Origin of the sequence: Blastomonas sp. SL216, from assembly GCA_026625625.1 — a bacterium.
Taxonomy (GTDB): Bacteria; Pseudomonadota; Alphaproteobacteria; order Sphingomonadales; family Sphingomonadaceae; genus Blastomonas.
On record CP113055.1, the window covers coordinates 548985 to 561145 of the forward strand.

Genomic DNA, 12161 nt, shown 5'->3' on the forward strand with positions numbered 1-12161 from the left:
CATCAGTCGGCGGCCTCTGGCGCTGGCGGTTCAGCCGTCAGGCCTTCGGCCCGCGCCCGGAAGGCGGCGAACTCGCTGGCCATGCGCTCGGAAATATTGCCGCCCCAGCCGGCCTCCATCGCCAAAAGGCTGTCCATCGCCTTTTGCGGATCGAACATATAGGTCATGAAATCCTTGGCCACCGGCGCTGCGGCGCGCGATCCGCCCAGACCATGTTCGATCACAACGGCGGCAGCATAAAGCGGCTGTTCGACCGGCGCGAAGCAGACGAACAGGCCATGGTCGCGATATTTCCACGGCACGCCCGCGCCGCCCCGGCTGCCCGAGCCGAGACCGCGCACCTGCGCGGTACCGGTCTTGCCGGCCATGGCGATGCCGTCCAACGGCAGCTTGGAGCGCGCCGCTGTCCCCTGGCTCACAACCTGCGCCATGCCCTGCTGCGCGATCGCGAGATGCTCGGGCGCATAGGGCAGGGTGGGCGCGATCTTGTCGTTGGGGATCAGATGCGGATAGAGCTTGCGGCCCGATGCCAGCCGCGCGACCATCACCGCCAGCTGCAGCGGATTGGCGATGACATAGCCCTGGCCGATCACCGCGTTGAGCGAGTCCGATGCGGTCCATGCCTGCTTGAACTTGCGCATCTTCCATTCGCTGTCGGGAATGGTGCCGTAACGCTGGTTCAACCCGGCCAGGTTGAAATCCTCGCCCAGCCCCATTTCGCGCGCGACCATGGCGATCTTGTCATAGCCCAGCCGGTGCGCCTGCGCGTAGAAATAGGTGTTGCAGCTCTTTTCGATCGCGCGGACCATGTTGACCGGTCCGTGGCGTCCCAGGCACTGGTAGAAGCGGTTGCCCAGCCGATAGCCGCCGGGGCAGTTGACCGTCTCTTCCGGATCCACCCCGTGCTGCAGGCAGGCGACCGCGGCCATCGGCTTGAGCGTCGATCCGGGCGGATAGAGCCCGCGCGTCGCCTTGTTGAGCAGCGGCACGCGCTCATCCTGCGACAGCATCGAATATTCCAGCCGGCCGATACCATCGGAAAAGCTGTTGGGGTCGAAACTGGGCATCGACGAAAAGGCGAGGATCCCCCCGGTCTGGCAGTCGATCACCACCGCCGCGCCGGATTCGCGGCCCATCCTGCGCGCGACAAATTCCTGCAGACCGCCATCGATGGTGAGCTTGAGCGGCTTGCCGGGCACGTCTTCCTGCACGCCCAGTTCGCGCACGATCTTGCCGCGCGCGGTGACTTCCACCTTGCGCGCCCCGGGCTTGCCCTGAAGCTGCGGCTCGAAATATTTTTCCAGCCCGTCCTTGCCGATCTTGAAACCGGGGGTGATCAGCAGCGGATTCTTGTTTTCCTCATATTCCTCGGCATTGGCGATGCCGACATAGCCCAGCAGATGCCCGACCGCCGCGCCGGTGGGATATTGACGCGAAAAGCCGCGCTGCGGCGCGACGCCGGGAAGGTCGGGCAGGCGCACCGACAGCGCGGCGAAATCTTCCCAGCTCAGCCCCGATGCGACCGGCACCGGTTGCAGACCGTGCGCCTCTTTCATCGCGGCGCGCAGATCGTCGACCTTGTCGGGCGTCATGCGCAGGATGTTGCTCAGCTGATCGATAGTCGCATCGACATCGCGCACGCGCTGCGGGATCAGGTCGACGCGGAAATCGGCCTTGTTGTTGGCCAGCGGCTTGCCGTTGCGGTCGATGATCCAGCCGCGGCGGGGCGGAATGAGCGTCAGGTTGACCCGGTTGCTCTCCGACAGCATCTTGTAGCGCTCGTTCTCGACGATCGAGATATAGGCCATGCGCGTGGCCAGGATGGCGCCGACCAGGCCCTGCGCCCCGCCGATCAGCATCGTGCGGCGGTTGAACGTGATGTTCAGCGAATTGCGCGTGATCAGCTTGCCCGGTCGTCTCATCGGTCAGCCGCCCCTCAGCGCTTGAGGCGGATATGGTCGAGCCGCGCGACGACGCGCAGCACCAGGGGATAGGTGAAGATCGCCAGGATCATCTGGGGGAACAGCACCGAAAGGCGCGTGTCGCTGACAAGGAAATTGTTGATCGCAAGGCCTCCTGCGAGCGCGAATATAAGCGCTACGGCGGCTATGAACCAGTCCTGCCAGTAATTGCGCCAGATATAGCGCTGCTCGATCAGGTCGAGCGCGATCAGCACCACCGACCATAGCAGCACCGCGCTGCCTACCGGCTGGCCGCTCAGGATATCGTCGAACATCCCGAACGGAACGCCCGCCCAGACCGGCCAGATGCCGGGACGCAGCAGCTGCCAGCAGATCAGCACCATCAGGCCGAAGGGTGGCAGCACCGGGGCAGAGGCGACGATCGGCAGCAGCGGGGTCATCGATCCGATCAGCACCGATCCGATCGGTACGGCGGCCTTGCGAAAGGCAGAAGGCTCGCGGTTCAGCCGGGCGCGATAGGGCGCGTTCATTGCGGCTGCGGTCCTTGCGCTGTGGCTTCGGTTGCAACCGGCGCGGGCGTTGGCGAAGGCTGGGACGCTGGCGCAGACGGCGTGGCTGCCGACGGTGTGGGCATCTTGGCCGGTTCGGCCTTGCGCGGCGCAGACAGCGTCGTCGCCTCTTCCGTATTGGCGGGCGGAAGGCCGCTGGCTTCGGGATCGACCAGTTCAGGCTCGTACATTTCCTGCACGATGACGAAATCGGTGCCGGCAGGGTTGGCGAGCAGCTTGCCGATCGCGCCGTCGCCGGTCAGCTTCTCAATGATCGCGACGGGCACATTGGGCGGATAGATGCCGCCATTGCCCGATGTCACCATCACATCGCCGACCTTGAACGGGTTGATCCCGATATCGATCAGCTTGATGTCCACCCGGCCATCGCCGCGCCCTTGCGAGAAGGCGACCGTGCCATCGCGCGCGCGGCGGACCGGCACGACATTTTCCGCATCGCTCAGCAGCAGCACGCGCGAGGTATTGGGCCCGGTCTCGAGCACGCGGCCGATCAGCCCGCGCTGGGCGCGTACCGGCTGGCCGCGCTGCACGCCCTGGCGCGATCCGACATCCAGCGTGGCAAAGCGACGGCTGCTCGAGGCGCTGGAGTTGATCAGCCGCGCCGTAGCCACCGGACGGCCCTCCTGCTTGATCAGGCCGAGCAGACGGCGCAGCTCGCGATTTTCCTGCTTCAGCGCGCGTGCCTCGATCAGACGGATGCGGTTGCGCTCCGCCTCGCGCTGGAGCGCGGCGTTCTTCGACCCGGCGTTGAAATAGGCGGATAGTTCGCTCCAGCCGCTTTGTACGCCCACGCGCATGCCGGTGAGCAGGCGCGCAGGGGGCGCTGCGGCTTCAGCCGCGACCGAGCGCACAGCGGAAAAGGCCGCCGGATCGAAATAGGACAGGGCAAGCAGCAGTAATCCGGCAAATGCGCCGGTAAACGCGAGCAAATACCCGGTGAAAATCTGCAGCTGCGCCTTGCGGGAGAACCCGGGGCGCCGTTTGCGGGGCGGCGCCATGCTTCAGTCGCCTGTCAGGCGGTCATCAGCACGCCGCGGAAGATGGGATCCTCCATGGCGCGGCCAGTGCCGATGGCAACGCAGGTCAGCGGGTCTTCCGCGACGGAAACGGGAAGGCCCGTCTCTTCGCGCAGATGCGCATCGAGTCCGGCGATCAGTGCACCGCCACCGGTGAGCACGATGCCCTGATCGACGATATCCGCAGCGAGTTCGGGCGCGGTGTTTTCCAGCGCGATGCGAACCCCCTCGACAATGGTGCTGATCGGTTCGGACAGCGCTTCTGCGATCTGGCCCTGGTTGATCGAGATTTCCTTGGGGATGCCGTTGACGAGGTCGCGGCCCTTGATCTGGATGGTGTGGCCGATGCCATCGGGCGGCGCGGTGGCGATGCCGAAATCCTTCTTGATCCGCTCTGCCGTGGTTTCACCGATCAGCAGGTTATGATGGCGACGGACATAGGACACGATGGCTTCGTCCATCTTGTCGCCGCCGGTGCGGACCGAAGTGGTATAGGCCAGGCCGCGCAACGAAAGCACCGCGACTTCGGTCGTGCCGCCGCCGATATCGACGACCATCGATCCGACAGGCTCGGTCACCGGCATGTCGGCACCGATGGCAGCGGCCATGGGCTCGACGATCAGCATCACCTGGCTGGCACCGGCGTTCGATGCGGCATCGCGGATGGCGCGGCGCTCGACCGAGGTGGATCCCGAAGGCACGCAGATCACGATCTCGGGATAGCTGAACATGCTGCGCTTGCCGTGCACCTTCTGGATGAAGTGCTTGATCATGTGCTCGGCGACCTCGATGTCGGCAATGACGCCATCGCGCAGCGGACGGATCGCCTCGATCGAATCAGGGGTCTTGCCCATCATCATCTTGGCATCAACGCCCACGGCCTTGACCCGCTTGATGCCGTTGATCGTTTCCAGTGCCACCACCGAAGGCTCGTTCAGCACGATGCCCTGATCCTGGACATAGACAAGCGTGTTCGCGGTGCCCAGATCGATCGCCATATTGTGCGAACCGAACCGGAAGAGTTTGGAGATGAACGACATGCAGACTTTCCAAATATCAGGAGCCAGACAGGGCGGACAAAGCGGCGATCCGAAAGGATTGAGCGCGATAGTCCTTCAGGCGGAGGCTAACCCGTGAACCCGGCCGGACCAGGCGTGAAAAATGCAGGGAACTCGGGAGTCGCGTCCAAGCCGCGCTTGGGCTAGAGCCGTGGCCATGTCAATACGAAGGCTGCCAAACGCCCTGATAAACCGGATCGCAGCAGGCGAAGTGGTGGAAAGACCAGCCAGTGCGTTGAAGGAGCTTGTCGAGAACGCGATCGACGCCGGCGCAGACCGCATTGCCATCGCGCTGACCGATGGCGGGCTGGGTGCAATCGAGGTGATCGACAATGGCTGCGGCATGGCCGCGGACGAGATTGCTCTAGCGCTCGAGCGGCACGCCACCTCGAAACTGCCGGATGATGCGATAGAATTGGTGACCACCATGGGCTTTCGCGGTGAAGCCTTGCCGAGCATCGCCAGCGTGGCGCGGCTTTCCATCGCCAGCCGCACCGCAACCGGCGATGGCTGGCGGCGGGTGGTCGATCATGGCGATGTCGTCGAGGACGGCCCGGCCTCGCTGCCGCCGGGCACGCGCATTCGGGTCGACAGCCTGTTCGCCCGGGTCCCGGCGCGTCGCAAGTTTTTACGTTCTGCGCGCAGCGAATATGCCGCCTGCAGCGATGTCGTGAAGCGCCTGGCGATGGCGCGGCCCGATATCGCGTTCAGCCTCGAATCGGACGGACGGCGCGTCTTTTCGGTCCAGGTAGGCGAGGCGCGGCTGACCCGCATCGCCTCGCTCACCGCGCGCGGCCTCGCCGACAATGCGGTGTTGCTCGATTTCGAGCGTGAAGGCGTGCGCCTGAGCGGGGTGGCGGGGCTGCCGACCTATAACCGGGGCGTGGCGGACCATCAGTTCTTGTTCGTCAACGCCCGCCCGGTGCGCGACCGGTTGCTGAACGGCGCGGTGCGCGCGGCCTATGCCGAGATGCTGGCACGCGACCGGCATCCGGTTGTGGCCTTGTTCCTCGACGTCGTGCCGCAGGATGTCGATGTGAACGTCCATCCGGCCAAGACCGAGGTGCGTTTCCGCGATGCGGCGATGGTGCGCGGCATGATCGTCTCCGGCCTCCGCCGCGCGCTTGATGAGGGCGGCTTCCGCGCGGTGCAGCGCCCGGCAGAAGGCGCGCTTTCGCGATGGCAGAGCGAGCCGGTGGCCCCGCGCCCCAGCGATCCCGACATGTTCAGCATGCCCGCACCGTCGATCGCAACCACGCCGCAACAGGAGCCGGCATGGCTGGCGGCGGCAGGCGTTGCCGAGCGCAGCCAGCCGTTCATGGCCGCAGCGCCGATGGGCCGCGCCGAGCCCGCGGCCCAGCCGGTACCGATGGCCGAGCGCTATCCGCTGGGCATTGCGCGCGGACAGATCGCCAAGACCTATATCGTCGCCGAGGCCGAGGACGGCCTGGTCATCGTCGACCAGCATGCCGCACACGAGCGGCTGGTGCTGGAACGGATGCGCAAGGCGGCCGATGGGGGCAGGGTGGCCGCACAGGCATTGCTGATCCCCGAAGTGGTCGAAATGGACGAGACCGCCTGCGACCGGATCGAGGAGCGCGCGAGCGAACTCGCCGAATTCGGGCTTGAGGTCGAGCGCTTCGGCCCGCACGCGGTGCTGGTCCGCGCCACCCCCGCGATGCTGGGCGGCGGCGACGTCCATGCGCTGGTGCAGGATATTGCCGACGAACTGGCGGCCTTCGATGCGGCGCTGTCGCTCAAGGAACGGCTCGATCTGGTCGCCTCGACCATGGCCTGCCACGGATCGGTGCGGGCAGGGCGGGTGCTGTCGGTCGCGGAGATGAACGCGCTGCTGCGCGAGATGGAAATCACCCCGCATTCGGGTCAGTGCAACCACGGCCGCCCGACCTGGGTGAAGCTGGCGCATGGCGATATCGAGCGACTGTTCGGGCGGAAATGATGGCGTCACGCTCTCCCCTGCCGCAAGCGGCAGGGGAAAGGCTTGAGGCTTTTGCCCCGCCGATGACCACGCTATAGGCCCATCAACATTCCCCGATCCCGGAGCTTCCTGATGCGCATCGCACTGCTAATTCCGCTCGCCTTGCTTGCAGCCTGCAGCAGCGACAAGCCGCAACAGGACGAGCTGGTCACGCTCGATGGCGGGCCGTCGGCAACATCGGGCAGCGTTTCGGCTTCGGCAGGCGGCACGACGCCAGCGCCGACGACCGGAACTCAGGCAGTCGATGCCGAGGGATCGAAGCTCGAACCTTTGCTGTCGAGCGCGATCAGCGCGGCGGGGCTCGATAGCGGCGCCTGCCGGTTCAGCCCGGCCGAGGGGGCACTTCCGGTGCTTGTTGCCGGCAAGACCGGCGGCAAGGCCTTTGTCTCGGTGGCGGGCAAGATGGTGGATGTGGTGGCCTCGGGCCCCGTCGCGCAGACGGGCGGCAGCTTTTCCGGCGAGGGCGTGACGCTGATGGTCTCGGCATCGGGCAAGGATGCCGCAGGCAGCGCAGCCAGCATGCAGGTCAGCGACAGCGATGGCCCCAGCTTTTCCTACCAGGATGGTTTCTGGGCCTGCAACTGAGGCCCATTGCCCTCAATCCTCGATCGGCGCTTCCGGATTGCGCACCTTGATCAGGCCGTTGCTGCGCATGGTCATCACCGGCTCGTCATTCTGGTTGAAGATGACGAGATCGGACTTGAACAGCCCCATTTCCGGGCGGTTCTTCGAGCGGCGCTTTTCGATGATCGTGGTTTCGACACGCAGGGTATCGCCGGGATAGACCGGCTTTACCCAGCGCAGATTGTCCATGCCGGGCGATCCCAGACCTGCCTGGCGGCTGGTCTTCATGTTCTCGACCAGCATCGCCATGGTCATCGCGCAGGTATGCCAGCCGCTGGCCGACAGCCGTCCGAAATGCGTCTGCGCCGCTGCCTCGTCATCGAGGTGAAAGGGCTGCGGGTCGTATTTCTGGGCGAATTCGATCACCTCGTCGCGGTTGACGTCATAGCGGCCGAATTTCGAAGTCGTGCCGACTTCCAGGTCTTCATAATAGATCATGGACATGAGTTTTGAGGCGCAACCGATTTTTTGCAAGGGAAATCAGCGCGCCAACAGCGGCGCGAGCGTGGCGGCATTGCCGTCCGATGGCAGCGGCGCAAAGCCGGTCAACGCGGCGATCAGCGGATAGACATCGACATTGTCGAACAGCGGCAACGCAGCCGTCGGGCGGATCGCTGGGCCGAAGGCCATGAACAGCGCGTGCATGTCCGCATTGGCGGGGTCATAGCCATGCGCCCCGCCCTTGACCGGATAGGGCGGCGGGCCGGACAGGATCGTCCAGCCATTGTCGGCAATGCAGATGATCGCCGCGACACGCGGATTGGTGCCGTATTGCAGATGCGCGGGCAGCTGTTCCTTGCGGTGACAGGCCATGTGCTGGTGCGGCTTCAGCAGTGCCTGATACACGCGTTCATCGGTCCCGGCAGCCGGTTCGATCGCGGCATAGGGCCCGGCCTCGACCGCGATATAGCTGGCCCGGTCGATCAGGTCATCAAGCTGGATGACCCGATCCTCTGCGGTCTCCGCCATGCCGTGATCGGCGGTGATGATGAAATTGGCGCGCACCCCCATGGCCTCGACGCCGCGCGCGACTTCGCCGATCCGCGCATCGACCTCGGCGATCGCCGCATCGAGTTCAGGCGAGCGGCCAGGGCCGACGCGGTGCCCGGCGGTGTCGACGGTATCGAAATACATGGTGACCAGGCGCGGCCGGATCGCGGCGGGGCGACGCATCCAGTCGAGCACCGTGTTCACCCGCTGCGCGTTGCCGATATTCTGGTCGAAGCGCATCCAGTCGCTGGGCCGCCGGTCGCCATGCGCGACCTCGCTGCCCGGCCAGAACATGGTCGCAGTGCGCAATCCGGCCTTCTCGGCGGTTATCCATACCGGCTCGGCCTGCTGCCACCAGAAGGGATCAAGCGCCTGTTTGGGGTCGCCCATGCTGAACTTCTGGTCGGGCCGCACGGGATCGATCATCGCATTGCCGACAATGCCGTTGCGGTCCGGACGCTTGCCGGTGACGATGGTATAATGGTTGGGAAAGGTCTTGCTGGGAAAGCTCGGTCGCATTGCCGCGGCGACACCGCGCCTGCGGAATTCGGCGAGATTCGGTGTCAGGCCGCGCTCCAGATAATCGGGGCGCATCCCGTCGATCGAGATCAGGATGGTGACGGCTGGCTCGCTTTCCTCAGCCAGCGCCGGGCTGGCGAGCGCGAGCGTCAGCAGCGCCGTCAGCAGCCGCGCGATCATGCCGACAGCCCGGTCATCTGCGCGCCGGGCGTGCCATGCGCGATCTCTGCGGTGGCGCGGCGCTTGATGCTGTTCTGGCGCACCGACACCTTGTCGACGACCTGGAAATGGCTTTGCCAGGCATCGGGCGTGACCTCGCAGACCACATAACCGCGCTGATCGTTGACGAACTTCAATTCGGGGTTGAACTTCAGGAACTGCTCGCTGCCGGGGCGCAGGTCCGATCCGTCGCCGCCGCTGCTGATCGACGTGGTGACGATCTCGGTCCCCACCACCTTGTCCTGATGCACCAGATCGCCGACGAAATTCTGGTGCTCGTCGCCGGTCAGCACCACGACATTGCCCAGGCCTGCCATGCGCGCAAGCATCCGCTGGCGCGGCACCTCGTACGAGGCCCAGCTGTCCATATTGGCAATCCGGGTCTCTTCATTCGCAGCGCGGCGGCGATCAAGGCTCATCATCATGATCTGCTGCGCCAGGCAGTTCCAGCGCGCGCTGTTTCGCTTCAGGTTGCGCGCCAGCCACTCTTCCTGCTCTGCACCCAGAACTTGCGCGGTCATGTCGCCCACGCCTTCGCAGATCGGCTTGAACCCGTCATCGCACGCCTGGTCGCTGCGATAGGAGCGCGTGTCGAGCAGCTGCAGCTCTGCCAGATTGCCGAATCGCGCGGTGCGATAGAAGGTGCCGGTCCCGAAGCGCGGCATGTTGGCGCGGCGGACGGGCATGTGCTCGTACCAGGCCTGCAGCGCAGCGGCGCGCCGCAGCGCGAAATCGTCTGCCGGGACATCGGCATTTTCGCTGATCCCTGCGACCCAGTTATTCTCGATCTCGTGATCGTCAAAGGTTGGGAAGAAGCTGTGCATGGCATGCGCGCGCTGCAGATCGGTGTCGGTCTTGGTCTGGGCGTAGCGCAGGCGATAATCGGCCAGATCGAACAGTTCCTGCCCGACATGCTGGCGCACCGGCACCTGCAGCCCGCCGCCAAAATAGTTGGCACGCGTCGGGCTGCCGCGATATTCGTAGATATAGTCGCCATAATGGAACACGAAGTCGAGTTCCTCGCGCGCCAGATGGTTGTACGCGCCGTAATAGCCGTCCTCGAAATTCTGGCAGCCGACCACGCCGAACTTCAGCCGTTCGACCGCGGCCTGCGCCAGCGGCAGGGTGCGTGCGCGACCGGCAAAGCTGCGCTCTCCGCCTGCGGTGAAGCGGTACCAATAGGGGCGCTGGGGTTGCAGCCCGCTGACCTCGACATGCACCGAATGCGCGGTCTCGGGCCGGGCGATTGTCTGACCCTTGGCGACGATATTGGCGAAACGGTCGTCGCTTGCCACCTCCCAGTCCACCGGCATCGGCGCCATCGCCATGCCACCGTGCGCCTCGAGCGGATCGGGCGCGAGCCGGGTCCAGATGACGAAGCCGTCGGGCGAGGGATCACCCGAGGCGATGCCGAGCGCGAAGGGGAAGGTGCGGAACACGCTCTGCGCCTTGAGTATGCCGGGAGCCGCGATGGTGAGCGGCACGGCGGCAATGAACAGGCGGCGAGAGAGCATGGGTCTTGATCCTTCGATGGGCGGCGGCCAGAGCCGCCATGCCCGGATTATCTGACAGGCCTGTGACGGCCTGCCCGATCATGATGATCGGCGTCAGACGTTGAACTTGAAGTGCAGCACGTCGCCGTCCTGCACGACATATTCCTTGCCTTCCTGGCGCAGCTTGCCGGAATCGCGCGCGCCGGCTTCGCCGTTCAGCGCGATATAATCGTCATAGGCGATGGTTTCGGCGCGGATGAAGCCGCGTTCGAAATCGCTGTGAATCTCGCCCGCTGCCTGCGGTGCCTTCGATCCGACCTCGACCGTCCACGCGCGCGCTTCCTTGGGGCCGACGGTGAAGAAGGTGATGAGGTGGAGCAGATCGTATCCGGCGCGGATCACGCGGGCGAGGCCGGTTTCCTCCAGCCCCAGATCGGAGAGGAATTCCATGCGGCCATCATGGTCCATGCCGACGAGCTCGGATTCGATCGCGGCAGAAACGACGACGGCTTCGGCACCTTCGGCCCTGGCCTTTTCGAACACGCGCGTGCTGAACGCATTGCCCTCGGAAGCGCTGCCTTCGTCGACATTGCAGACATAGAGCACGGGCTTGGAGGTCAGCAGCTGCGCCTGGGCGAGCACGCGGGCTTCCTCGTCATCGGCGGGCTCGGTCAGCCGCGCGGGCTTGCCTTCGCGCAGCAGTTCCAGCGCCTTGCCGAGCACCGATGCGCCGATCTTCGATTCCTTGTCGCCCTGCTGGCCGCGCTTGATGAGGCCGGGGACGCGCTTTTCGAGGCTTTCGAGGTCGGAAAGCAGCAGCTCGGTCTCGACCGTTTCCGCATCGGAAATCGGATCAACCTTGTTCTCGACATGCTGGATATCGTCATCCTCGAAGCAGCGCAGCACGTGCACGATGGCATCGACCTCGCGGATATTGCCGAGGAACTGGTTGCCCAGACCCTCACCCTTGGACGCGCCGCGCACCAGGCCTGCAATATCGACGAACGCGAGCTGGGTGGGGATGATCTTCTGGCTGCCGGCGATAGCGGCGAGCTTGTCCAGCCGCGGATCGGGCACCGCGACATTGCCGACATTGGGCTCGATCGTGCAGAACGGATAGTTCGCCGCCTGCGCTGCCTGTGTCTCGGTCAGTGCATTGAACAGCGTGGACTTGCCGACATTCGGCAGCCCGACAATACCGCATTTGAAACCCATCTAATCTTCCTTGCCGAAATTGTGCGCGACGAGCGGCAGCAGGCGCGAATCCTCCAGCGCTGCTGTCCTGTGGCCAATTCCGGCCAGATAGGCGGCATCGCTGTTCCACGCAATAAAGGCTTCGACACTGGTCTGCTGCACCAGCATGGCCATGTCCCACCGTTCATCCGAAGGGCCGATCAGCCAGGGGCCGCCATCACCCAGCAGCAGCACCTCGCCGCCGCTCGCCCGCAGAAAGGGCAGGGTGTGCTCGTAATAGCGCATGAAGGCATCGCGGCCGCTGACCGGCGCTTCAGGGGCCAGATGCGGGCTGGCGCTGTAATCGGCCTGTGCGCGGAAGCGCAGCAGGTTGAGCATCACGACCGGTCCGCTGATGCCGCGCATCATGAAGTCGCGTCCCGCGGTCTGGCTGACCTCAAGATAGGGTGATGTGCTGTGCATGATGGCCTCGCCGCTTCGGGTTTCCGGGGCCATGGCCTAGAGTGGTTTCGCGTGAAAGGGAACATTTCACGGCCCGGAAATCACGGCAAGCCAGGG

General features: G+C 65.0%; 11 protein-coding genes. 2 read left to right on the forward strand and 9 right to left on the reverse strand.

Going from position 1 to position 12161, the window contains the following annotated elements:
- Window positions 1-2 precede the first annotated feature (2 nt).
- From mrdA to OU999_02550, 4 genes are read right to left on the reverse strand one after another with little or no spacing between them, the layout of a single operon-like run.
- Window positions 3-1922 (reverse strand): penicillin-binding protein 2, encoded by a 1920-nt coding sequence (mrdA, locus tag OU999_02535; GenBank protein WAC24091.1) that lies wholly within the window; start codon window positions 1920-1922, stop codon window positions 3-5.
- A gap of 14 nt (window positions 1923-1936) precedes the next feature.
- Window positions 1937-2452 carry a rod shape-determining protein MreD gene (mreD, locus tag OU999_02540; protein WAC24092.1) on the reverse strand — a complete coding sequence of 172 codons (516 nt, stop codon included), beginning with the start codon at window positions 2450-2452 and terminating at the stop codon, window positions 1937-1939.
- Entirely contained in the window at window positions 2449-3489 is a 1041-nt protein-coding gene (gene mreC / locus OU999_02545) for a rod shape-determining protein MreC (GenBank protein WAC24093.1), read from the reverse strand. Before mreC ends, mreD begins: the two co-directional genes overlap by 4 nt.
- A gap of 14 nt (window positions 3490-3503) precedes the next feature.
- The gene (locus OU999_02550; protein ID WAC24094.1) at window positions 3504-4547 is read right to left on the reverse strand and encodes a rod shape-determining protein; all 1044 of its coding nucleotides are present in this window, start codon (window positions 4545-4547) and stop codon (window positions 3504-3506) included.
- Between the two features lie 175 nt (window positions 4548-4722).
- Between OU999_02550 and mutL the strand changes: the two genes are divergently transcribed.
- Together mutL and OU999_02560 are read left to right on the forward strand one after the other, a co-directional pair.
- Window positions 4723-6525, forward strand: coding sequence for a DNA mismatch repair endonuclease MutL (mutL, locus tag OU999_02555; protein ID WAC24095.1), 1803 nt, complete (start codon window positions 4723-4725; stop codon window positions 6523-6525).
- Between the two features lie 111 nt (window positions 6526-6636).
- Window positions 6637-7149 carry a hypothetical protein gene (locus tag OU999_02560; protein WAC24096.1) on the forward strand — a complete coding sequence of 171 codons (513 nt, stop codon included), beginning with the start codon at window positions 6637-6639 and terminating at the stop codon, window positions 7147-7149.
- A gap of 12 nt (window positions 7150-7161) precedes the next feature.
- Here OU999_02560 and OU999_02565 read toward each other — a convergent pair whose 3' ends face one another.
- The 5 genes from OU999_02565 to OU999_02585 form a co-directional block, all read right to left on the reverse strand.
- Window positions 7162-7626 (reverse strand): MaoC family dehydratase, encoded by a 465-nt coding sequence (locus OU999_02565; protein WAC24097.1) that lies wholly within the window; start codon window positions 7624-7626, stop codon window positions 7162-7164.
- A 42-nt stretch (window positions 7627-7668) separates the two neighbouring features.
- Entirely contained in the window at window positions 7669-8877 is a 1209-nt protein-coding gene (locus tag OU999_02570; GenBank protein ID WAC24098.1) for an ectonucleotide pyrophosphatase/phosphodiesterase, read from the reverse strand.
- Window positions 8874-10430 (reverse strand): alkaline phosphatase D family protein, encoded by a 1557-nt coding sequence (locus tag OU999_02575; protein ID WAC24099.1) that lies wholly within the window; start codon window positions 10428-10430, stop codon window positions 8874-8876. Before OU999_02575 ends, OU999_02570 begins: the two co-directional genes overlap by 4 nt.
- A gap of 93 nt (window positions 10431-10523) precedes the next feature.
- Window positions 10524-11624 carry a redox-regulated ATPase YchF gene (gene ychF / locus OU999_02580; protein WAC24100.1) on the reverse strand — a complete coding sequence of 367 codons (1101 nt, stop codon included), beginning with the start codon at window positions 11622-11624 and terminating at the stop codon, window positions 10524-10526.
- Complete coding sequence (locus OU999_02585; protein WAC24101.1) at window positions 11625-12065, reverse strand: DUF1330 domain-containing protein; 441 nt, start codon at window positions 12063-12065, stop codon at window positions 11625-11627.
- Window positions 12066-12161 lie beyond the last annotated feature (96 nt).